Raw genomic sequence first — 23,401 nt, forward strand, 5'->3', positions numbered from 1 at the left:
AATAAATAGGAGACTATATGAGTGAAAATAAGAAGAAAAATAAAATGGAGCGTGGATTAACCAATCGCCACGTTCAGGTGATGGCCATTGCTGGGACAATCGGAACAGGACTTTTCCTAGGTGCTGGTCGTTCTATCAGCCTTACTGGACCTTCTATCATCCTGATATACATGATTACAGGAGCCTTTATGTTTTTGATGATGAGGGCTGTTGGAGAGATGCTCTATCAGGATCCAGAACAACATACTTTTATCAACTTTATCACCCGTCATTTGGGGAAAGGCTGGGGTTATTTCTCAGTTTGGTCTTATTGGTTGTCTGTCGTCTTTATCGGTATGGCAGAAATCACTGCGATTTCGCATTATGTTCAGTTTTGGTTTCCTAGCTGGCCTAGTTGGTTGATTCAGATTGTCTTTTTAACGATTTTGGCCTTGGTCAATCTGATTGCGGTTAAGCTCTTTGGAGAAGTCGAGTTTTGGTTTGCAATGGTTAAGATTGTGGCTATTTTAGCTATGATTGCAACGGGAGCCTTTATGGTTTTAACTGGATTTGAGACGCCGCATGGTGCTGCAAGTCTGGCAAATATCAGCAATCAGTTCTCTCTTTTCCCAAACGGAGTCATGAACTTTGTCATGGCCTTTCAAATGGTATTTTTTGCCTATCTGATGATTGAATTTATCGGGGTGACAACTTCTGAAACGAAGAATCCTCGTCAGGTTTTGCCAAAAGCAGTTAAAGAAATTCCTCTCCGAATTGTCTTCTTCTATGGTGGAGCTCTATTAGCCATTATGTCTATCATTCCCTGGAGAGAACTTGCTTCTTCAGATTCTCCATTTGTAACGGTCTTTGAACTGGCAGGTATCAAGTGGGCGGCAGCTCTGATTAACTTTGTCGTCTTGACGTCGGCAGCGTCTGCTCTCAACTCAACTCTCTACTCAACAGGGCGACACTTGTATCAGATCGCCCATGACTCGCCCAATCGCTTCTTAAAAGCTATTAAGGCAGATACTCTTTCTCGCCATAATGTTCCACAAAATGCTATTATTGCTTCAGCAATTTTAATTGCTCTGGCTGCCTTTATCAATGTGTTGCCGGGTGTTTCGGATGCCTTTGCTTTGATTACGGCGTCCTCATCAGGTGTTTACATCGCGATTTATATCTTGATCATGGTGGCTCACCTCAAATATCGTAAGTCACAAGACTTCATGGCGGATGGCTACCTCATGCCTCAGTATCGCTTGCTCAATCCCCTAACGATCCTCTTTTTCGTTTTTGTTTTTGTGACTCTCTTTTTGCAAGAGTCTACCTTCATGGGGGCAGTTGGTTCAGCCATCTGGATCCTTGTTTTTGGGATTTATAGTCAGTGGAAATTTAGAAAATAAATCATGAACTCATCAACTCTGCTTGGTGAGTTTTTTCTTGTTTGACAGTCTATTGAAATAAGATTATAATCAAGCTGTAATCGTTTTTAGGAGGTTTGGATGCACGTTAGATTGGAAAATAAAGGGTCGCATAAAGTGCAAGAAATAGGGGATCTGATTCGCGCCTATAATCGCTCCAAAAGAGAAGAGGCTGAAAGCGAGCCACTGAATCTTTATGTCGAAGACGAAAAGGGCAATCTTATGGCAGGTTTAGTAGCAGAGACCTTTGGAAATTGGTTGGAAATCGAGTATTTATTTGTGAAAGAGGAATCGCGAGGACAGGGAATTGGTTCAAAACTATTGCAACAGGCAGAAAGTGAAGCTAAGCATCGAAACTGTCGTTTTGCTTTTGTCAATACTTACCAGTTTCAAGCGCCAGATTTTTATAAAAGGCATGGCTACAAGGAGGTCTTTACCTTGCAAGACTATCCCTACACAGGGCAAAGATACTATTACCAAAAAGGTTTGTAAGGTGAAAATGGAGAAATATATATAGAGAGTAATTCTTCACATAACCAAGGAGGTGGGCTAATGGACATCATACTAGATATGGGCAACGTCTTATTAGAATGGAACAAGGATAAGATTTTACAAGGCGTTTCGGAGCTGAAGAAAGATTATCTGATTTTAGATAAGACCATTTTTCAGTCGGGGCTTTGGGAAAGATTAGATCTTGGGACTATGACGAGAGAAGAATTAGTGCTTAAAGTTGTGTCGATGATTGGAAGTATCTATCAAAAGAAGGTCGAGGAAGTTATCTGGAACTGGCCTAGCTACATTGATATTTATAGGGAAGTATTCCCTGTTTTGTCAGAACTAAAGAAAAAGGGGGATCGCATCTTTGTCTTGTCCAATACCTCAAAGGTATTTTATGACTTACTGGAAGAACAACTATCTCCCTTAAAGGATCTTTTGGATGGCTTTGTTTTATCCTGTGATATAAAAGCTATAAAGCCTGATTTGGCAATGTTTAAGGAGATTCTTGACAAATACCAGCTAGATCCCGCAAATTGTGTCTTTCTTGACGATATTGAGGACAATACAATCGCAGCTGAGAAATTGGGCATCAGGGCTTATCAGATCAAGAAAAGAAGTGATGTCGTCGATATTTTGAAATCCTATGTTTAAAGGTAACACTCTCTATTTTTTACGATAGAGAGTTTTTTGTTAATAAAACATTACAAAATGACATTTATATATTGCATTAAGTTAGATATATGGTATAATGTTTTTAAAAGAAGCGCAACTTTTTAAAAATTTGAAGGAGGACGCTTGTGGCTAAAAATTTAAAATTAAAATTAGCTCGGGTGGAGCTTGATTTAACACAAGGCGATTTGGCAGAGGCTGTAGGGGTTACTAGGCAAACTATAGGCTTGATTGAAGCTGGGAAATATAATCCCAGTCTCTCGCTTTGTCAGTCCATTTGCAGATGCTTGGGCAAAACATTAGACCAACTATTTTGGGAGGAAGAAGATGAAAAATAGATTTTTTTATTATCAATTATTAGACGAAAGAGAAGAACAACTGATTAACAAAGCTGGGACAGAGTCTTTTCATGTGTTTATCGGGCTCATTCTGCTAAGTTATTTGGTGGCTGTATTAGCACCTGCCTTTTTTAATCCTAATATTCTTCTAGTTAGCCTTCTTTTAGGAATTTTCTTCTTTTTCAATCGTGCACGACAACTTGGAGTGACCTACTATAGTCGTTTTCATTTTACGATTTTGGGATGCTTAGTAGTGACTCTTGCAATTACAGCCATCTTGATGCTACAGAACTACCAGTTCAATATTGAGATTTATCAGCATAATCCTTTGAATTTTAAATATTTGTCTGCTTGGATCCTTACTTATCTTCTCTATCTTCCATGGGTTTTTATTGGAAACCTTACTTTAAGAAATTTTGGTGAATGGGCCCAAAAAAAGTTTGAGCAAGATATGGATGAACTGGAGAACGGAGAATAGCTTGTTATCTTTTTATCAATCTCGGTAAAATGTGTTATAATAGTACTAATTTATCGGACGGTGTGAAAGTGGTAGAATACGTTCACACCTTTGTAAAGTAGGAAGAAGGAAAACAGATGTATCCAGATGATAGTTTGACATTGCACACGGACTTGTACCAGATCAATATGATGCAAGTTTACTTTGACCAAGGGATTCACAATAAAAAGGCGGTCTTTGAAGTTTATTTCCGCCAGCAACCTTTTCAGAACGGCTATGCAGTTTTTGCTGGTTTGGAAAGAATTGTGAACTATCTTGAAGACTTGCGCTTTTCAGATAGCGATATTGCCTACTTGGAGACGCTTGGGTATCATGGGGCGTTCTTAGACTACCTCCGCAATTTCAAGTTGGAGTTGACGGTTCGTTCCGCTCAGGAAGGGGACTTGGTCTTTGCCAATGAACCGATTGTGCAGGTGGAAGGCCCTCTAGCCCAATGCCAATTGGTCGAAACGGCTCTCTTAAACATCGTTAACTTTCAAACCTTGATAGCGACCAAGGCAGCACGTATTCGTTCGGTCATTGAAGATGAACCCTTGATGGAGTTCGGGACACGTCGTGCGCAAGAAATGGATGCAGCTATCTGGGGAACACGCGCAGCGGTGATTGGTGGAGCCAACGGAACTAGCAACGTGCGAGCAGGGAAGCTCTTTGGTATTCCAGTATTGGGGACTCATGCCCATGCCTTAGTACAAGTTTATGGAAACGACTATGAAGCCTTCAAGGCCTATGCGTCAACCCATCGTGACTGTGTCTTTCTAGTAGATACTTATGACACGTTACGAATCGGTGTGCCAGCTGCTATTCAGGTGGCGCGTGAGCTGGGTGACCAGATTAACTTTATGGGTGTACGGATTGACTCTGGGGATATTGCCTACATTTCCAAGAAAGTCCGTCAGCAACTGGACGAGGCTGGCTTTACAGAGGCTAAGATCTATGCTTCTAATGATTTGGATGAAAATACCATCCTCAACCTCAAGATGCAAAAGGCCAAGATTGATGTCTGGGGTGTGGGAACCAAGCTGATTACAGCCTATGATCAGCCAGCTCTTGGGGCAGTTTATAAAATTGTAGCTATCGAAGATGAGAATGGTCAGATGCGCAATACCATCAAATTGTCTAATAATGCGGAGAAAGTGTCTACGCCAGGTAAGAAGCAGGTATGGCGCATTACCAGTCGTGAAAAAGGCAAGTCAGAAGGTGACTACATTACTTATGATGGTGTGGATGTGAGTGACATGACTGAAATCAAGATGTTCCATCCAACCTATACCTATATCAAAAAAACCGTTCGTAATTTTGACGCTGTTCCTCTCTTGGTGGATATTTTCAAAGCAGGAACATTAGTTTACAACTTGCCTAGTTTGACTGAGATTCAGGCCTATGCACGTAAGGAATTTGACAAGCTTTGGGATGAGTATAAACGGGTACTCAATCCGCAACATTATCCAGTGGACTTGGCGCGTGATATTTGGCAAGACAAGATGGACTTGATTGATAAGATGCGCAAGGAAGCCCTTGGTGAAGGAGAGGAAGAATGAGTTTGCAAGAGACCATTATCCAGCAACTGGGTGTCAAACCAGTGATTGATGCCCAGGAAGAAATTCGTCGTTCAATTGACTTCTTAAAAAAATACCTAAAAAAACATCCCTTCCTTAAAACTTTTGTACTAGGGATTTCTGGGGGTCAGGACTCAACCTTGGCAGGGCGCTTGGCGCAATTAGCTATGGAAGAAATGCGGGCAGAGACAGGAGATGACAGCTACCAATTTATCGCTGTCCGCCTGCCATACGGAGTGCAAGCTGATGAAGCAGATGCTCAAAAAGCCCTCGCTTTCATCCAACCAGATGTCAGTTTAGTTGTGAATATCAAGGAATCAGCTGATGCCATGGCAACTGCAGTTGAAGCGACAGGAAGCTCTGTTTCAGACTTTAATAAGGGAAATATCAAGGCTCGTAGCCGTATGATTGCTCAATATGCGCTTGCAGGGGCACATAGTGGTGCGGTTATTGGAACAGACCATGCTGCGGAAAATATCACAGGATTTTTTACCAAGTTTGGTGACGGTGGTGCGGATATTCTTCCTCTTTACCGCCTCAATAAACGTCAAGGAAAACAACTCTTGAAGGAACTTGGTGCGGACCCAGCCCTTTATGAAAAAATCCCAACAGCAGACCTAGAAGAAGAAAAACCAGGGATAGCTGATGAAGTAGCCTTGGGAGTCACTTATGAAGAGATTGACGACTACCTAGAAGGCAAAACAATCAGCCCAGAAGCTCAAGAGACTATCGAAAACTGGTGGCATAAAGGACAACACAAACGCCACCTACCAATCACCGTATTTGATGACTTCTGGGAGTAAAAACCTCCAGTGGAGGTTTTTACCCTGAGCCTAGAAATGAGAAAGCGAAGAAGGTCCGGGGGGCCTTTTTACCCCGAGTCTAGAAACAGGAAAACGAGGAGGCCCAGTGGATATTTTTAGCTTGAGCATTGAGATTCGAAAGCAAAAACAAGTTTCAATGGAGATTTGACAGAGAACCATATATCAGAAAGTGAGGCAGTGTCATGAAAGCAATCGGTACGCAAATATTACAGACAGAACGTTTGATTTTGAGAAGATTTGTGGAGAATGATGCGGAAGCCATGTTTCAAAATTGGGCTTCATCTGCTGAGAATCTGACCTATCTTACCTGGGATCCCCATCCTGATGTAGAGGTGACTCGGAATTCGATTCGAAATTGGGTTGCCTCCTATGCCAATCTCCACTATTTCAAATGGGCCATTTGTCTCAAAGAAGATCCTGAGCATGTGATAGGAGATATCAGTATCGTTGAAATAGATGAGAATGATTCTTATTGTGAAATTGGGTATGTTTTAGGAAAAAACTATTGGGGCCGAGGTATGATGACAGAGGCCTTGAAAGCTGTGTTAGACTTTTGTTTTACTCAAGCAGGTTTTCAAAAAGTCAGAGCACGATATGCCAGTCTCAACCCAGCTTCAGGCCGTGTGATGGAAAAAGCGGGAATGTCTTATCTAAAAACCATTACCAATGGTGTGGAGAGAAAAGACTACGTTGCGGACCTTATTTATTATCAGATTAAAAAGGACTAAGAAATGACCTGAGCTTCAAAATTTAACTTTTGAAGCTCAGGTCATTTTTTTCTGCTCTTTTATTTTAACTCATAAAGCCAGTCGTCACCGTCTTTGTAGTAAAAGAATTCACTGAGATCGTCTTCTAAAAAAACACGCAGCATGTCTGACATATCCTCAGTTGCAAGTTTCAGATGAGACAGATTTTCAAATTCTTCCCACCAAACAGTACCTTCATCTGAAGATTGGAGTTCACCAGTAAAGTGTTCTGTCTTGTAAAAAAGGACGACATACCGATAATCCCCGTCATCGTACCAGTCTTTGATACCACAAAGTTGAGGTTTGGATATGGTCAGTCCAGTTTCTTCTTTGACTTCTCTGATAACTGCCTCGGTAAAAGATTCCCCACGCTCTACATGACCACCGGGAAAGGTAATACCGGGCCAGTCGGGACTAACTCGATCTTGAACCAGAACCTTATCTCCGTTTTTAATCATGCACATGTTGACAAATTCGACTGTTTCGCGTCTGTTCATCTTGTTCTCCTATTTTGTTAGTAACTTTTCCACTACATTTAGCTTTCTCATGGTCAGATCCACGCCAAACAGTTTTTCAAGATAGTTGGTATTGAGCTTTTTTCGTTTTGCAGTTCTAGGGAGATAGAGGTAGAGACAGTGATCGCCTACACAAATTTCTTCCTCACCGTAGTCAGCTTTCAAATTTTCTAATGGCAGACTTTGGATAAATCCCTGATAAAGGATCACATGCACACGATCATGAAGATAGTCTTCTCTAAACGGATTCTCATGAACAATCTTTTCAAAATCATTCTTATTCTTGATAACCATTTTTAAGTCGGCCCCAATTTTTTCCTTTATCAGAGTATGAACACGTTCTCGTATTTCTTCTAAATCTAAGTCACTTTCAAGAATGATATTCCCACTTTGAATATAGGTTCGAACGTGCTGAAACCCAGCTTCTGTTAAAATATCTATCAAATAAGACATTTTCGGGATAGCATTTTTTCCATTAGGAGTAATGCCTCTCAGTAAAATAATATGTTCCAAAGAACTTCCTTTCTTACTTGGTATTTATTGGATTGGAGCCTGCCACCCAGCCGGTACAGAGGGCAGAAGTGATGTTAAAGCCACCCGTGTGGGCATTGATATCCAGTACCTCGCCTGCAAAGTGGAGGCCGGGAATGAGCTTACTTTCCAGAGTTTTGGGATTGATTTCCTTGAGACTGACACCACCTTTGGTGACAAAGGACTTGGCAAGAGACATTTTTCCAATCACAGGGATTTTGAGTGCTTTGATGGACTGGAGAAGTTGTTCCCGTTCTTTTTCAGTTAGCTGTTTGACTTTTTCAGGATAGCCTTGAACCAAAAATTCTGCCAAGCGTTCTGGAAGCAAGGTTTTTAAAGCATTTTTTAAAGATTTTTCCCGATGTTCTTCTAAAAAGTTTGCCAAATCCTGCTGACTCATTTGAGGCAAAACATCCAGTGAAATAACCTCCCCACCTTTGACAAAACTAGACATGCGCAGGGCAGCAGGGCCAGATAAACCAAAGTGGGTAAAGAGCAGATCATGAGTGATGACATGCTTGCCATAACTTAAGGCCACATCGTCCAGCGAAATCCCCTGAAGCGCTTTGTGAGGAAGATCTGTCAACAATGGACTTTCAGCGGCTTCAAGCTCGGTAATCGTATGTTTAAAATGACGGGCAATCTCATGACCAAAACCAGTCGAGCCTGTAGAAGGATAAGATTTACCACCAGTTGTGACAATCAGTTTATCACAAGTGAAGGTTTGGTCTGCGGACTTGAGGACAAACTGGTTATCCACCTTTTTAACCGAAACAATCTCTGTTTGGGTAGCGACTTGACCACTGAGTTCAGTGATTTTCTTCTCCAAAGCTTCGATAATGGTCTGAGACTTGTCGCTAGCAGGAAAGACGCGTCCGTGGTCCTCGACCTTAAGTTTGACTCCATTTTCCGTAAAAAAGTTGATGATATCATGGTTATCAAACTGGGAAAAGACACTGTATAGAAAGCGTCCATTTCCAGGGATGCCAGCTAGTAGGTCATCTAGACTTCCGTTGTTAGTTACATTGCAGCGACCACCGCCAGTTCCAGCTAATTTTTTGCCAAGTTTCCGATTTTTTTCGATGAGAAGAGTTTTCTGACCATAAAAGCTACTGGAAATCGTAGCCATCATACCAGCAGGCCCTCCACCGATAACAATAGTATCAAAATGTTTCATAGCTCTATTGTACCATAAAAAACAAGAGATGCTTGGCATCTCTTGTTGCTCATGATCTTAGTTGATTTCATATCCCATCAGCAAACCGCCATCTTCTGCATAGAAACTGCAAAGTCCAGAAGTTGGAAGGATGGTGATTTGCGCCTGAGGGAATGTTTCTCGCAAACGTTCCGAAAGCTGTTGACAGAATTTTTCATTGCTGCGATGAGCCATGACGATACGACCACCAGCATAGCCAGCCTTGATGAGTTCTTCATAGGCTGCTTGAAGGGACTTTTTAGCACCACGAGCCTTTTGAAGAAGCTCTAAGGTTCCAGTTTCACTTGCTTCCCCAACCATACGGATGTTGAGAAGACCAACGACTGTACCGATAAGCTTACTTAAACGGCCATTTTTTACCAAGTTATCAACTTTAGCGAGGACAAAGAGCAATTTTGTTTTTTCTTGGTAGGCTGTGATAGCTTCAACAATTTCCTCATGAGAAAGTCCTTGGTCAATCAAGTCATTGATTCTTTCGACAATCAAATCAACTTCCCCACCTGCAGATAAACTATCAATCACATGAATCTGAGTGTCAGGGTGTTCTTCAAGGTAGATATTTTTAGCGAGTTGTGCACTATTATGACTACCTGAAAGAGTACCAGTGATAGTAACGACAAAAATATGTTTGGCACCTTCAAATGCACGCAAGTAATCATCAGGGCTAGGACAAGCTGATTTTGAAGCCTCAGAAGTCGCATACATGGTTTTCATCATGTGGTCAATGTCGAGATTGGCATCATCAATAAAGACCTGATCAGCTACTTGAATGGTTAAAGGAACACTAACAAATTCAGTATCAATAGCAGGAGTTGCCAGTTGACGATAATCACAACCAGAGTCAGCTACAATCTTCCAAGTCATAGAAATTCTCCATCTTTGTCACTTATACATTGACAAAGGTTCTGTCTTTTTTTACAATTATATCATGAAAGCCCTTGAAACAAAAGTACCACCTCTCTGTTGTCACAAGTAGAAAGAAATTGTTATGTCTGAACGTAAAATATCTGAAAAATCTCTTGAAAATCTCAGAAAATCCAATCAAGAATCCAATTTTTTAACCAGAGAAGCAATCGAGACGGCTCTTTTGCAACTTCTAGAGAAAAAAGACTTGGCTAAGATTAGTATCTCAGAGTTGGTCAAGCGGGCGGGTGTCTCACGCGCTGCCTTCTATCGCAATTATGATTCTAAAGAAGCAATTTTAGAAAGTGTTTTTAAACGCAGTGTTCATAATATCATGGAACAATTGAGCCACTACGATGTCAGAACAGACCTTTATCTAGTCTGGGTTCACCTTTTTCGAGCAGCCAAGAAAGAAGCCAAGGTTATCCAACTTGCTCTGGACTACCACTTGGAAAAGATTTTTATCCAAGCCATGCAGGAATTTCTGGAAAAATACCACGGAAAATCAAAAGGTGTCAGCAGCTACCTTCATTCCTTTTGGAGCTCTGCCATCGTATCGGTTCTGCTCAAATGGATCAAGGATGGAATGAAGGTTCCAGCTGAAAAGATTGCTGATTTACGCTTGCCATTTTTCAAAAAATAGAGGACAAGGAGAAGACTTATGACAGAAAAAAGACTGGCTTGGGATGAGTACTTTGCAGCCCAGGCCTTACTGATTGCTAATCGTTCCACTTGTAAACGCGCCAAAGTAGGAGCTGTCCTAGTTAAGGACAATAAGGTCATTTCAACAGGCTACAATGGTTCCGTATCAGGAACGGAGCACTGTATTGACCACGAATGTTTGGTCATTGAAGGACACTGTGTTCGAACCCTTCACGCGGAGGTCAACGCCATCTTGCAAGGGGCTGAACGAGGGGTTCCAAGAGGATTTACAGCCTATGTGACCCATTTCCCTTGTCTGAACTGCACCAAACAACTCTTACAAGTCGGTTGCAAACGTGTAGTCTATATCAACCAGTACCGAATGGATGACTATGCCCAGTACCTTTATCACGAAAAAGGCACTGAATTAACCCATCTACCATTAGAGACTGTTCAGACAGCTCTTCAAGAGGCAGATTTGATTTAAAAATTAATAAAAATAAATGGTTTAGAAAGCTTTTTAAACCGTTTTTTGATATAATAAGAAGAATAAATTGAAAGAAGGAATTCAGAAAATGGGAAAACTTGAAGTCATTAATCATCCACTTATTCAACACAAGTTGTCAATCTTGCGTCGTACAGACACTTCTACAAAAGCTTTTCGTGAGCTAGTAGATGAGATTGCAATGTTGATGGGATATGAAGTACTTCGTGATCTTCCACTTGAAGACGTGGAAATCGAAACACCTATCACAAAGACCGTTCAAAAACAATTGGCTGGTAAAAAATTGGCGATTGTCCCAATCCTACGTGCAGGTATCGGGATGGTAGATGGGCTCTTGAGCTTGGTCCCAGCAGCAAAAGTTGGGCACATCGGTATGTACCGTGATGAAGAAACCCTTCAACCAGTTGAATACTTAGTGAAATTGCCTGAGGACATTGACCAACGTCAAATCTTTGTCGTCGATCCAATGCTTGCAACAGGTGGATCAGCTATCTTGGCTGTTGACTCGCTTAAAAAACGTGGCGCATCAAATATCAAGTTTGTCTGCCTAGTAGCTGCTCCAGAAGGAGTGAAAGCTCTTCAAGCAGCTCACCCAGATGTCGAAATCTTTACAGCAGCTCTGGACGAACACTTGAATGAACATGGCTATATTGTTCCAGGTCTCGGAGATGCTGGAGACCGCTTGTTCGGTACGAAATAACCTAGAGAAGAGAGAAATTTAATATGGGATTTGATTGGGAGGAAATTTTAGGTGAGGAAGAAAATATTGCCGAAGCCTATGATGAACTAGTAAATAAAGCTATGGAAGATAATGATGACCTGTATGTATCTGGTGATTGGAATGGGGAGAATGTTCGTTTTAAACGTAAATGGTGTAATCATGAATTTTCTGAACAAGAAATAAATGATTTATTAAGTGGTAAAGAGATTCGTTTTCGATGTACTGTGACTAAAAATGAGCAGGATGTTATTGGGAAATTAGAGCATTTAGAATACAAGGGAACTAAGTACGTAGGTTTTTCTCCTTCTAATTGGAAAAAGTGATTTTTGATACTAAATTTAATGTTTGTTATAAATTAAATTTGACCTTTTTTGACCAAAAAGATATAATAGTTCTGTATTGAGTCGTAAGACTAAGAAAATTCAACATAAAAGGAGAAATGAATGATTCCTGTAGTTATTGAACAAACAAGCCGTGGAGAACGTTCCTATGACATTTACTCTCGCCTTCTGAAAGACCGCATCATCATGCTAACAGGTCCAGTTGAAGACAATATGGCCAACTCCGTTATCGCCCAGTTGCTCTTCTTGGATGCCCAAGACAGCACAAAAGATATTTACCTTTATGTCAATACACCTGGAGGATCTGTTTCAGCTGGTTTGGCAATCGTTGATACCATGAACTTTATCAAGGCTGATGTCCAAACAATCGTTATGGGGATGGCTGCATCCATGGGGACTGTTATTGCATCAAGTGGAGCAAAAGGCAAACGCTTCATGCTTCCAAATGCAGAGTACATGATTCACCAACCAATGGGTGGTACAGGTGGTGGTACCCAACAAACAGATATGGCAATCGCTGCAGAACACTTGCTCAAAACTCGTAAGACTTTGGAGCAAATCCTTGCAGATAACTCTGGTAAATCAGTTGAGCAAATTCATGCAGATGCGGAACGTGATTACTGGATGAGTGCCCAAGAAACGCTCGAATATGGCTTCATTGATGAAATCATGGCTAACAATTCTTTGAGCTAAGCAACCTAGAAAGCAAACTCGACGGAGTTTGCTTTTTTTGATATAATTAGGAGAAGATTTCTTAGAAAGAGGATTCACCATGTTTGAAAAGGTCAATCGTTCAGGATTAATCATCTATCTTTACTATAATCGAGATGCAAAAAAACTTCAGGAATACGGTGATATCTGTTACCATTCCAAAAAACATCGTTACTTGCAGCTCTATGTTCCAACTGAGGAGCTAGATGACTTAGTTGAGAGATTAGGTAAGGAAAGATTTATCAAAAAAATAAGACGTTGCCACATTCAAGAGTTAGAAACTCCCTTTGTTGGCAATCTCTATCGCACTGAGGAAAACGTTATCATTTAAAAAATGAGATAAATGTGTTGACAATTTTCTGATAATTCGGTATATTCTTAACATACTATTTTTGAAACAACTATAAGGAGATTAAAAATGAAGAAAAAATTTGCCCTATCTTTTGTGGCTCTTGCTAGCGTAGCTCTTCTCGCTGCCTGTGGAGAGGTCAAGTCAGGAGCGTCAAATACAACTGGTAACCCAGTAGACGAAAAGACTATCAAAATCGGTTTTAACTTTGAAGAAACAGGTGCTGTAGCTGCCTATGGTACTTCTGAACAAAAAGGTGCCCAACTTGCTGTTGATGAAATCAATGCTGCAGGTGGTATCGATGGAAAACAAATCGAAGTTGTGGATAAAGATAACAAATCTGAAACTGCTGAGGCTGCCTCTGTTACAACTAACCTAGTTACCCAATCAAAAGTTACAGCTATCGTAGGACCTGCGACATCTGGTGCAACTGCTGCAGCTGTAGCCAACGCTACTCAAGCAGGAGTGCCATTGATCTCACCAAGTGCGACTCAAGATGGATTGACCAAAGGTCAAGAATATCTATTTATCGGAACTTTCCAAGATAGCTTCCAAGGGAAGATCATTTCAAACTATGTGACAAACAAATTGAACGCTAAGAAGGTTGTTCTTTATACGGACAATGCTAGTGACTATGCTAAAGGTATTGCTAAATCTTTCCGTGAAGCCTACAAGGGTGAAATTGTTGCAGACGAAACGTTTGTAGCAGGTGATACAGACTTCCAAGCAGCCCTTACTAAAATGAAAGGGAAAGAGTTTGACGCTATCGTTGTTCCAGGTTACTATACAGAAGCAGGTAAAATCGTAAACCAAGCACGTGGTATGGGAATTGATAAACCAATCGTTGGTGGTGACGGCTTTAACGGTGAAGAATTTGTTCAACAAGCAACTGCTGAAAGAGCATCAAACATTTACTTCATCTCAGGATTCTCAACTACAGTTGATGTTTCTGCAAAAGCTAAAGCTTTCCTTGAAGCCTACCGTGCTAAATACAATGAAGAACCTTCAACATTCTCAGCTTTGGCCTATGACTCAGTTTACCTAGTAGCTAATGCTGCAAAAGGTGCTAAAAACTCAGGTGAAATCAAGGACAACCTTGCTAAAACCAAAGACTTTGATGGTGTGACTGGTCAAACGAGCTTTGATGCAGATCACAACACAGTGAAAACTGCTTACATGATGACCATGAACAATGGTAAAGTGGAAGCAGCAGAAGTTGTAAAACCATAACATTAGAATAGTAGCTGAAATAGGGAATGAGCCTTTGACTCACTCCCTGTTTCGGTGTTTATGAACTTGTGAAAATTGAGAAATTTTCTAAAAATAACGATAGAAAAGAGTGAATGCTATGCTCCAACAACTTGTGAATGGTTTAATTCTGGGTAGTGTTTATGCACTTTTGGCCCTGGGTTATACCATGGTTTATGGAATTATCAAACTCATCAACTTCGCCCACGGTGATATTTATATGATGGGTGCCTTTATTGGTTACTTTTTGATTAATTCTTTCCAAATGAATTTCTTTTTAGCTTTGATTATTTCAATGGTAGGAACCGCACTGCTTGGTGTTGTGATTGAATTTCTTGCCTACCGTCCTTTGCGACACTCTACACGTATTGCTGTATTGATTACTGCCATCGGAGTGTCTTTCCTACTGGAATACGGAATGGTTTATCTAGTAGGCGCCAATACTCGTGCCTTTCCTCAAGCCATTCAAACAGTTCGCTATGATTTGGGGCCAATCAGCTTGACAAACGTCCAGTTAATGATTTTAGCAGTTTCCTTACTCCTGATGATTTTATTGCAAGTGATTGTTCAAAAAACAAAAATGGGGAAAGCTATGCGTGCGGTATCAGTTGATAGTGACGCTGCTCAATTGATGGGAATTAATGTAAATCGTACAATCAGCTTTACCTTTGCTTTGGGTTCAGCTCTTGCTGGTGCAGCAGGTGTCCTCATTGCCCTTTACTACAACTCTCTTGAACCGTTGATGGGTGTGACTCCAGGTCTAAAATCATTCGTTGCGGCCGTTCTTGGTGGTATCGGGATTATTCCTGGTGCAGCTCTAGGGGGATTTGTTATTGGTTTGTTGGAAACATTTGCAACTGCCTTTGGTATGTCTGATTTCCGTGATGCTATCGTATATGGAATCTTACTTTTGATTCTGATTGTTCGTCCTGCAGGTATCCTTGGTAAGAATGTGAAAGAGAAGGTGTAAACAATGAAGACAAATCTTAAAGTAAATATTCTCTGGTTATTCCTTCTGTTAGCAGGTTATGGATTGATTAGCGTATTGGTTTCTGCTGGTGTTCTCAATCTATTCCATGTCCAAATTTTAGAACAAATTGGGATTAATATCATCCTTGCAGTAGGTCTGAACTTAATCGTTGGCTTTTCAGGACAATTCTCACTCGGCCATGCAGGTTTTATGGCGATTGGGGCTTATGCAGCAGCGATTATTGGTTCAAAATCACCAACCTATGGTGCCTTCTTTGGAGCAATGATCTTGGGTGCCTTGATTTCTGGTGCAGTCGCTTTGCTCGTTGGGATTCCAACACTCCGCTTGAAGGGTGACTACCTGGCTGTTGCGACACTAGGTGTTTCAGAAATCATTCGTATCTTTATCATTAATGGTGGCAGTTTGACCAATGGTGCTGCTGGTATCTTAGGTATTCCAAACTTTACCAACTGGCAGATGGTTTATCTTTTTGTAATTATCACAACTATTGCAACCCTCAACTTCTTACGTAGTCCAATTGGACGCTCTACTTTATCTGTTCGTGAGGATGAGATTGCTGCAGAGTCCGTTGGGGTAAACACTACAAAGATCAAGATTATCGCTTTTGTCTTTGGTGCCATTACAGCAAGTATTGCTGGTTCACTTCAGGCTGGTTTTATCGGATCTGTTGTCCCAAAAGATTACACCTTTATTAATTCCATCAACGTATTGATTATCGTTGTATTTGGTGGACTTGGATCTATTACTGGTACCATCGTTTCAGCGATTGTTTTAGGAATTTTGAATATGCTCCTTCAAGATGTAGCTAGCGTGCGTATGATCATCTATGCTTTGGCTCTTGTGTTGGTCATGATTTTCAGACCAGGTGGACTTCTTGGGACATGGGAATTGAGTCTATCACGTTTCTTTAAAAAATCGAAGAAGGAGGGACAAAACTAATGGCATTACTTGAAGTTAAACAGTTAACCAAACATTTTGGCGGTCTAACAGCTGTTGGAGATGTCACTCTTGAATTGAACGAGGGAGAATTGGTTGGTTTGATTGGACCAAACGGAGCTGGTAAAACAACCCTTTTCAATCTCTTGACTGGTGTTTATGAACCGAGCGAAGGTACAGTGACACTAGATGGTCACCTCCTAAATGGGAAAACTCCCTATAAGATTGCTTCACTTGGTCTCAGTCGTACTTTCCAAAATATTCGTTTGTTCAAGGATCTGACAGTTTTAGACAATGTTCTCATCGCTTTTGGAAATCATCATAAACAACATGTCCTCGCTAGCTTTCTACGCTTGCCCGCTTTCTATAAGAATGAGGAAGAATTAAAAAGTAAAGCGTTGGACTTGCTGAAGATTTTTGATTTGGATGGCGATGCAGATACACTTGCTAAAAATCTGGCCTATGGTCAACAACGTCGATTAGAAATCGTTCGTGCTCTGGCAACCGAACCTAAGATCCTCTTTTTGGATGAACCTGCAGCTGGGATGAATCCACAAGAAACAGCTGAATTGACAGAATTGATCCGTCGTATCAAAGACGAATTTAAAATTACCATCATGCTCATCGAACACGACATGAATTTGGTTATGGAAGTCACTGAGCGTATCTATGTTCTTGAATATGGTCGGTTGATTGCTCATGGGACTCCGGATGAGATCAAGAACAACAAACGTGTTATCGAAGCTTATCTAGGAGGTGAAGCCTAATGTCTATGTTAAAAGTTGAAAACCTATCTGTACATTACGGTATGATCCAAGCAGTTCGTGATGTAAGTTTCGAGGTTAATGAAGGTGAAGTTGTTTCCTTGATTGGTGCCAATGGCGCTGGTAAAACAACCATTCTTCGCACCCTTTCAGGTTTGGTTCGTCCAAGTGCTGGTAAAATTCAGTTTTTAGGAAAAGAAATTCAAAAGATGCCAGCGCAAAAAATCGTGGCAGGTGGCCTTTCACAAGTTCCTGAGGGACGCCATGTTTTCCCAGGCTTGACTGTTATGGAAAATCTAGAAATGGGAGCTTTCTTGAAGAAAAATCGTGAAGAAAATCAAGCTAACTTGAAAAAAGTTTTCTCACGCTTCCCACGTCTTGAAGAACGCAAAAACCAAGATGCGGCGACCCTTTCAGGTGGTGAACAGCAGATGCTGGCTATGGGACGCGCTCTCATGTCTACGCCTAAGCTCCTTCTCTTGGACGAGCCATCAATGGGACTTGCTCCTATCTTTATCCAAGAAATTTTTGATATCATTCAAGATATTCAGAAGCAAGGAACAACGGTTCTCCTAATTGAACAGAACGCTAACAAGGCCCTTGCTATTTCTGACCGTGGTTATGTACTTGAAACAGGAAAGATTGTCCTATCAGGAACAGGAAAAGAACTCGCAGCATCAGACGAAGTCAGAAAAGCATACCTAGGTGGCTAAAACAATCCAGTGGATTGTTTTAGTCGGCGGATAAGGATTGCGCAAGCAATTCTCCTCTGGTCTGGGAGACTAGTTTAGGTTGTGGATGGAGATTGCGCAAGCAATTCCCCTATAGTCCGGGGGACCTTTTTAGTCGGCAGATAGAGATTGCGTAGCAATCATCAGATCCAGTGGATTGTTTTAGTCGGTGGATGAGAGTTGCGCAAGCAATTCCCCTATAAACCGGGGGACCTTTTTAGTTGGCATATAAGTTTGGAGAGCTCCAATTTGGGGCTCTTTTTTCGTTTGCTTACTATTTTGATGGGCCTGATTTGAGCATCCGTTTTCTTAATATAGAATCTAACTTGACAAAAGCACGTGTTCATCATATAATTAAATAAACAAAAATATTGAACAAAGAGGCTGAGGATATGCTATCAGAAAAACAATTTAAACTTTTACGTTTTTTGTTGACTCACAAAGACGAAAACTTTACGCAGAGACAATTGGCTGAACAGTTAGACATCTCTTTGGGGACAGTAAATAATCTTCTCAAGGAATGTAAAGAAGAGAAGTGGATCAGTGAGGAAAATCTTTTAACTGACCTAGGTGAGGATGCTTTAGCTCCGTATCAGGTGAAGAATGCCATTATCATGGCTGCAGGCATGAGTAGCCGCTTTGCTCCTTTATCTTATGAACTTCCAAAAGGGCTTCTCCAAGTTAAAGGTGAGCGTTTGATTGAGAGAGAAATCAAGCAATTGCAAGAAGCTGGGATAGAGGACATTACAGTTATTGTAGGATATCTGCAAGAAAAAATGTTCTATCTGGCAGAAAAGTTTGGCGTTAAAATCGTTGTGAATAATGATTACTACAAGTACAATAACTGTTCTTCTCTCATGCTAGTCAGAGATCAACTTTCTAACACTTATATTTGTTCGTCGGATAATTATTTTGTGGAAAATCCGTTTGAACGATACATTTACAGAGGTTATTATTCTACAATATTTGCAGAAGGGGACACAGACGAATACTGCTCTAAGGAAGACTCCAATCACACGATTATCGATATTCAAATCGGTGGGACGAATACTTGGGCTATGGTAGGGCATGTTTATTTTGATCGTGCATTTAGTGAAAAATTCGTAGATATTTTAGAAACTGAATTTAAGCACGAACCATATCGCGAACAACTCTGGGAAGATTATTATAGTCGTCACGTCAAGGAGCTTCCTTTGGAAGCTCGACATTATTCAGCAGACATTGTTAAGGAGTTTGATTCACTAGATGAGTTGCGTCAGTTTGATGAACACTATTTGGTGAATACTAATTCGGAAATCATTGATAACATCTGTAAGACATTAGGATGTATAGCTTCAGATATTGTCAATATTAAACCCCTGAAAGATGGTCTAACCAACACTTCGTTTTCATTTGACTGCCTAGGAAAGAAATATGTTTACCGTCATCCAGGTAGAGGAACGGAGAATTATATCGATCGTGCTAGTGAAGCGGCTTCCATGGAAATTGCTGCAAAATTGAAGATTGACCGTACTTTTGTCGCTATGAACAAGGATGAGGGCTGGAAAATTTCAGAATTTATCCCTAACGCTAAGCAACTAGATTATGATAATTGGGATGATGTAGCAAAAGCAATGGAGCTCTTGAGACGCTTGCACCAATCTGGAGAAAAAACGGATCATTCTTTTAATCAATTTGAGGGAATTGATGATTTTAGACAAAAATTAAAGGCTAGCAATCGTTTTGAATTTGATGGGCTTGAAGAGTTGGATCAGAATGTCTCAGTTCTCGAGAAGCTTCTACAAGAAGATCAAGCGAAAAAGGTTCTCTGCCATGGAGATTCTTATAGCCCGAATTTCTTGTTGAATGAAGCTGGAGAAATGAGCTTGATTGATTGGGAATATTCTGGTATGGGAGATCCAGCAGGAGATTTAGGAACCTTTATCGGGTGTTCAAATTATACAGTGGAAGAAGCTGAAAAGGTGCTTGAAATCTATTTACAAGAAGTTCCAGATAAGAAAACCAAACGCCACTACTTTGCCTATGTCTCAGTGACTTCATATTATTGGTTTTTGTGGGCCCTGTTCCAAGAAAGCGTTGGAAAACCAGTAGGTGAATTTCTTTATATCTGGTATCGTTATACCAAGCAGTATGGAAAACTTGCATTAGATTTATACTTAGAGGAGAATTGAGATGAAACCGACATCTGAAATTGAAGAATTAGTAGCACATGAAACAAAAAGAAGGCTAGAAGAAATGGAATCTCCAAACTATGTGTTTGCTCAGCCATTTTTAAAAAGTGATTTTACTATAGTCATCGCCCTAGTCATAGTCAACCTCATTCTGATTATACTAGCCATGACAGGAGGTATTCAATAAAATGTCTAAGATGAATGACTTTATTCAACAGGAGACGATAACGGGAATCGTTCCCATGACCAACAAGGATCGTCAGTATTCTTTCTGGGATCTCTTCCTATCAACAAGTGGTTTTGCCATTGCAACTTGGTGTTATACCCAAGGAGCCTATGTAGCTCAATATTTGACCTTTAATCAAATGTTGATTAATATTTTTAGCTTTAATATTATCTGGGTCTTTATCGAATGTCTCCCGATCTTGTTTGCGGTTAAATATGGAATTGATTTGTGGATTTGGTTGAGGGCTGTCCTAGGGAAAAAAGGAGTAGCCCTGCTATCAACCATTATTAGCTTGGCTAACTTTGGCTGGTATGCCGTTGCAGCTAACCTTTTTGCCAGTTCCATGATTCATTTAGGGAATAATTTTGGACTTGGCTTAGACAAGGGAGTATGGGCACCGATTTTAGGTACTCTCTGTGTTCTCCTTGGAACGCTGATTGCGCTGGGAGGTCCAGAAGTGATTAAATGGACCAATCGATTCTTGGTAATCGCCTTGTTGATTGTCGGTCTCATTATCGTTGGAATCTGCTTTGTCGCCGTTCCTATTACTGACATTATGAACATTCAACCAGCGACCCAAGGAGATTTAACTCCACTAGAACGCTTCATGCTTTCTGGGGAAGGAAATGTAGCCTTTGCCTTCTCTTGGTCTACACAGGCGCTGGTCTTGCCACGTTTGGCAAAATCAGAACGCAGTGGCTATTGGGCTACAGCTTTATCATACGGGGTTGTCGCTCCATTCTTTGTTGCGACAGGTGGAGTAATGGCTCTAGCCATGTTTGTCAAAACAGGTGTCTATGAAAGTGATCCAACGACGATGCTTTCAACTCTAAGCACCCCAGCCTTTGCTCTCTTAAGTCTACTACTAGTAGCCTTTGCCAATATTGGAACCCAGGGTACAGGATCGTACGTGAACTGTATGATTGTAAAAAGTGGGATGCCAAAAGTAAGCTATAAACTAATGGTTTGGATTGCCATGGTATACGTGAGCCTACTTACAATCTGGGGAGGAGTGGAAGAGTACTTCGGTTCCTTCATCTCACTAGCCGCTTATATTCAGGGTCCCATTATCGGAATGATTGTTGTTGACTACTTTATCTTAAGAAAACGAAAACTCGATTTGCGTTCAGCCTATTTCCTTGAAGGGCATGACGCCTATGAATTCACTAAGGGATTTAACCTAGTTGGCTTGTCTTGCGTCTTTATCTCCTTGTTGGTTGCAGTACTATTTGTTTATAACCCTGTAACAGCACAGATTCAAAGCTCAATCTTTTTAATCACAACGGGTAGTGGCTTTACTGCGATTTTTGGAGGTTTATTGTACTGGCTAGCTAGCTTAACTCCATTAAAACGCTATATGATCAAGGATCGAGATTCCGTTACGATTTAAGGATAGAGGATTGATTAGAAACGTCCCCCTTACTAGAGAATTTATAAAATCTTTATTGATACGGTAGAATAGGCTGAACAGGTATTTGAAATTTCTGTAGAAGAAATTCCAAACGTGAAAACGAAATACAGCTATCTAGCTCAGGTGTTTGGAACATCATACTATCACTCTTTTGTGAGGGTTATTTTAAGTAAATCTATTAGGAAAGTTTCTCTATATTTAGTACAACTATAGTGGGCAGTATGGTCAACTAAAATTAATTTTTAGTCGAAGGACTGACAAAATGAGAATTGGTATTGAACTTGAACAATTAGTTGTAGGTGAAACTAAAAAATGAAAGCCTTAATCTATGTGTATTTATCCCCCCTTTCTTAAAAGTTTATTTTACATAAGTAATTGATATGATTCTAGTCAATCATATTCTGATTATCCTAGCCATGACAGGAGGTATTCAATAAAATGTCCAAGATGAATGACTTCATTCAACAGGAGACCATAACGGGAATCGTTCCCATGACCAACAAGGATCGCCAATACTCTTTTTGGGATCTCTTCCTATCGACAAGTGGTTTTGCTATCGCAACTTGGTGTTATACCCAAGGAGCCTATGTGGCTCAATATTTGACCTTTAATCAAATGTTGATTAATATTTTTAGTTTCAACATTATCTGGGTTTTTATCGAATGTCTCCCAATCTTGTTTGCAGTTAAATATGGAATTGATTTATGGATTTGGTTGAGAGCCGTTCTAGGTAGAAAAGGGGTGGCCGTTCTATCAACCGTGATTAGTCTGGCAAATTTTGGTTGGTACGCCGTTACCGCCAATCTTTTTGCCAGCTCCATGATCCATTTGGCAAATAATTTTGGACTTGGTTTAGACAAGGGGGTATGGGCACCGATTCTAGGTACCCTCTGCGTTCTCCTTGGAACGCTGATTGCTCTTGGGGGGCCAGAGGTAATTAAAGGCACTAATCGCTTTCTGGTGGTTGCCTTGTTATTTGTTGGGCTAATCATCGTTGGAATCTGTTTTGTTGCGGTTCCGATTAGGGATATTATGAATGTCCAACCTGCCATCCAAGAAAATTTGACACCGATTGAACGTTTTATGATGTCAGGGGAAGGAAATGTGGCCGTAGCCTTTTCTTGGTCTACACAAGCCTTTGTCTTACCACGTTTGGCAAAATCAGAACGCAGTGGCTATTGGGCTACAGCCTTGTCATACGGGGTTGTTGCGCCATTCTTTGCTGCGACAGGTGGAGTCATGGCTTTGGCTATGTTTGTCAAAACAGGTGTCTATGAAAGTGACCCAACAACCATGCTTTCAACTCTAAGCACACCAGCCTTTGCGCTTTTAAGTTTACTATTAGTAGCCTTTGCCAATATTGGAACTCAGGGTACAGGATCGTATGTGAACTGTATGATTGTAAAAAGCGGGATGCCCAAAGTAAGTTATAAACTAATGGTTTGGATTGCCATGGTTTATGTGAGCCTACTTACGATTTGGGGAGGAGTGGATGAATACTTCGGTTCCTTCATCTCGCTGGCGGCCTATATTCAAGGACCCATTATCGGAATGATCGTTGTTGACTATTTTATCTTAAGAAAACGAAAACTCGATTTGCGTTCAGCCTATTTCCTTGAAGGACATGACGCCTATGAGTTTACCAAAGGATTTAATCTGGTAGGATTATCTTGTGTAATCATTTCCTTGTTAGTTGCAGTACTATTTGTTTACAATCCTATAACAAAGCATATCCAGAGTCCTATGTTCTTGCTCACAACTGGTAGTGGCTTTACTGCGATCTTTGGTGGTCTATTGTACTGGCTAGCTAGCTTAACTCCTTTAAAATGCTATATGATTAAGGATAGAGATTCAGTTACTATTTAAGGATAGAGGGAACTTTGGTTCTCTCTTTTTTTGTGATTGAATGTTACAAAATCTTGAAAAAGAGATGAAAGCGTT

27 protein-coding genes are annotated in these 23,401 nt (G+C 40.6%); 23 read left to right on the forward strand and 4 right to left on the reverse strand.

Features of this window, described 5'->3' with window-relative positions; all coding sequences use genetic code 11:
• Positions 1-17: 17 nt before the first annotated feature.
• The 8 genes from D8805_RS00070 (at position 18) to D8805_RS00105 (ending at position 6,530) form a co-directional block, all read left to right on the forward strand.
• On the forward strand, positions 18-1,382 hold the full coding sequence (locus tag D8805_RS00070; RefSeq protein ID WP_185774547.1) for an amino acid permease: 1,365 nt from the start codon (positions 18-20) through the stop codon (positions 1,380-1,382).
• A 99-nt stretch (positions 1,383-1,481) separates the two neighbouring features.
• Positions 1,482-1,892, forward strand: a complete 411-nt coding sequence (locus tag D8805_RS00075; RefSeq protein ID WP_125415014.1) for a GNAT family N-acetyltransferase — start codon at positions 1,482-1,484, stop codon at positions 1,890-1,892.
• Positions 1,893-1,952: 60 nt separating this feature from the next.
• Entirely contained in the window at positions 1,953-2,549 is a 597-nt protein-coding gene (locus D8805_RS00080) for an HAD family hydrolase (protein ID WP_125415015.1), read from the forward strand.
• Positions 2,550-2,695: 146 nt separating this feature from the next.
• Complete coding sequence (locus D8805_RS00085; RefSeq protein WP_001107495.1) at positions 2,696-2,905, forward strand: helix-turn-helix transcriptional regulator; 210 nt, start codon at positions 2,696-2,698, stop codon at positions 2,903-2,905.
• Positions 2,895-3,383: a DUF6773 family protein gene (locus D8805_RS00090; protein WP_125415016.1), complete on the forward strand. Its 489-nt coding sequence runs from the start codon at positions 2,895-2,897 to the stop codon at positions 3,381-3,383. The genes D8805_RS00085 and D8805_RS00090 overlap by 11 nt, the downstream gene beginning before the upstream one ends.
• A gap of 116 nt (positions 3,384-3,499) precedes the next feature.
• Positions 3,500-4,960, forward strand: coding sequence for a nicotinate phosphoribosyltransferase (locus D8805_RS00095; protein WP_125415017.1), 1,461 nt, complete (start codon positions 3,500-3,502; stop codon positions 4,958-4,960).
• On the forward strand, positions 4,957-5,781 hold the full coding sequence (gene nadE / locus D8805_RS00100) for an ammonia-dependent NAD(+) synthetase (RefSeq protein WP_125415018.1): 825 nt from the start codon (positions 4,957-4,959) through the stop codon (positions 5,779-5,781). The genes D8805_RS00095 and nadE overlap by 4 nt, the downstream gene beginning before the upstream one ends.
• 203 nt (positions 5,782-5,984) lie before the next feature.
• Positions 5,985-6,530 carry a GNAT family N-acetyltransferase gene (locus D8805_RS00105; RefSeq protein ID WP_000643814.1) on the forward strand — a complete coding sequence of 182 codons (546 nt, stop codon included), beginning with the start codon at positions 5,985-5,987 and terminating at the stop codon, positions 6,528-6,530.
• 59 nt (positions 6,531-6,589) lie between these two features.
• Here the strand turns inward: D8805_RS00105 and D8805_RS00110 are convergent, their stop codons facing one another.
• From D8805_RS00110 to D8805_RS00125, 4 genes are read right to left on the reverse strand one after another with little or no spacing between them, the layout of a single operon-like run.
• Positions 6,590-7,045, reverse strand: a complete 456-nt coding sequence (locus D8805_RS00110) for an 8-oxo-dGTP diphosphatase (protein ID WP_001081773.1) — start codon at positions 7,043-7,045, stop codon at positions 6,590-6,592.
• 9 nt (positions 7,046-7,054) lie between these two features.
• Complete coding sequence (locus D8805_RS00115; protein ID WP_000400041.1) at positions 7,055-7,576, reverse strand: DUF1697 domain-containing protein; 522 nt, start codon at positions 7,574-7,576, stop codon at positions 7,055-7,057.
• 13 nt (positions 7,577-7,589) lie between these two features.
• The gene (locus D8805_RS00120) at positions 7,590-8,771 is read right to left on the reverse strand and encodes a BaiN/RdsA family NAD(P)/FAD-dependent oxidoreductase (RefSeq protein WP_125415019.1); all 1,182 of its coding nucleotides are present in this window, start codon (positions 8,769-8,771) and stop codon (positions 7,590-7,592) included.
• A gap of 57 nt (positions 8,772-8,828) precedes the next feature.
• Entirely contained in the window at positions 8,829-9,674 is an 846-nt protein-coding gene (locus D8805_RS00125; protein ID WP_125415020.1) for a DegV family protein, read from the reverse strand.
• 124 nt (positions 9,675-9,798) lie between these two features.
• On the opposite strand from D8805_RS00125, the gene D8805_RS00130 reads away from it, so the two are divergent.
• The 15 genes from D8805_RS00130 (at position 9,799) to D8805_RS00200 (ending at position 23,326) form a co-directional block, all read left to right on the forward strand.
• Positions 9,799-10,356 (forward strand): TetR/AcrR family transcriptional regulator, encoded by a 558-nt coding sequence (locus D8805_RS00130; RefSeq protein ID WP_125415021.1) that lies wholly within the window; start codon positions 9,799-9,801, stop codon positions 10,354-10,356.
• An 18-nt stretch (positions 10,357-10,374) separates the two neighbouring features.
• Entirely contained in the window at positions 10,375-10,842 is a 468-nt protein-coding gene (locus D8805_RS00135) for a deoxycytidylate deaminase (protein WP_000136990.1), read from the forward strand.
• Between the two features lie 88 nt (positions 10,843-10,930).
• Positions 10,931-11,560, forward strand: coding sequence for a uracil phosphoribosyltransferase (gene upp, locus D8805_RS00140; protein ID WP_084926127.1), 630 nt, complete (start codon positions 10,931-10,933; stop codon positions 11,558-11,560).
• A 23-nt stretch (positions 11,561-11,583) separates the two neighbouring features.
• A complete protein-coding gene (locus D8805_RS00145; protein WP_049518960.1) occupies positions 11,584-11,904 on the forward strand; it encodes a hypothetical protein in 321 nt (106 codons plus the stop codon).
• Between the two features lie 120 nt (positions 11,905-12,024).
• Positions 12,025-12,615, forward strand: coding sequence for an ATP-dependent Clp protease proteolytic subunit ClpP (gene clpP, locus D8805_RS00150; RefSeq protein WP_000613467.1), 591 nt, complete (start codon positions 12,025-12,027; stop codon positions 12,613-12,615).
• Between the two features lie 79 nt (positions 12,616-12,694).
• A complete protein-coding gene (locus D8805_RS00155) occupies positions 12,695-12,964 on the forward strand; it encodes a YlbG family protein (protein ID WP_093586633.1) in 270 nt (89 codons plus the stop codon).
• 87 nt (positions 12,965-13,051) lie between these two features.
• On the forward strand, positions 13,052-14,212 hold the full coding sequence (locus D8805_RS00160) for an ABC transporter substrate-binding protein (protein ID WP_000726138.1): 1,161 nt from the start codon (positions 13,052-13,054) through the stop codon (positions 14,210-14,212).
• Between the two features lie 118 nt (positions 14,213-14,330).
• Entirely contained in the window at positions 14,331-15,200 is an 870-nt protein-coding gene (locus tag D8805_RS00165; RefSeq protein ID WP_000941418.1) for a branched-chain amino acid ABC transporter permease, read from the forward strand.
• 3 nt (positions 15,201-15,203) lie between these two features.
• Positions 15,204-16,160, forward strand: a complete 957-nt coding sequence (locus D8805_RS00170) for a branched-chain amino acid ABC transporter permease (RefSeq protein ID WP_125415022.1) — start codon at positions 15,204-15,206, stop codon at positions 16,158-16,160.
• On the forward strand, positions 16,160-16,924 hold the full coding sequence (locus D8805_RS00175) for an ABC transporter ATP-binding protein (RefSeq protein ID WP_001186011.1): 765 nt from the start codon (positions 16,160-16,162) through the stop codon (positions 16,922-16,924). Before D8805_RS00170 ends, D8805_RS00175 begins: the two co-directional genes overlap by 1 nt.
• On the forward strand, positions 16,924-17,634 hold the full coding sequence (locus D8805_RS00180; protein WP_000062210.1) for an ABC transporter ATP-binding protein: 711 nt from the start codon (positions 16,924-16,926) through the stop codon (positions 17,632-17,634). The genes D8805_RS00175 and D8805_RS00180 overlap by 1 nt, the downstream gene beginning before the upstream one ends.
• A gap of 410 nt (positions 17,635-18,044) precedes the next feature.
• Entirely contained in the window at positions 18,045-19,823 is a 1,779-nt protein-coding gene (locus D8805_RS00185) for a phosphotransferase (RefSeq protein ID WP_125415023.1), read from the forward strand.
• A gap of 1 nt (position 19,824) precedes the next feature.
• The gene (locus D8805_RS00190) at positions 19,825-20,010 is read left to right on the forward strand and encodes a hypothetical protein (RefSeq protein WP_084970853.1); all 186 of its coding nucleotides are present in this window, start codon (positions 19,825-19,827) and stop codon (positions 20,008-20,010) included.
• A gap of 1 nt (position 20,011) precedes the next feature.
• Entirely contained in the window at positions 20,012-21,439 is a 1,428-nt protein-coding gene (locus tag D8805_RS00195) for a cytosine permease (protein WP_125415024.1), read from the forward strand.
• Between the two features lie 459 nt (positions 21,440-21,898).
• Positions 21,899-23,326, forward strand: coding sequence for a cytosine permease (locus D8805_RS00200; RefSeq protein ID WP_125415025.1), 1,428 nt, complete (start codon positions 21,899-21,901; stop codon positions 23,324-23,326).
• Positions 23,327-23,401: the final 75 nt, after the last annotated feature.

The organism is Streptococcus oralis subsp. dentisani, from assembly GCF_003944205.1.
In the GTDB taxonomy this organism is placed as follows: domain Bacteria; phylum Bacillota; class Bacilli; order Lactobacillales; family Streptococcaceae; genus Streptococcus; species Streptococcus oralis_BH.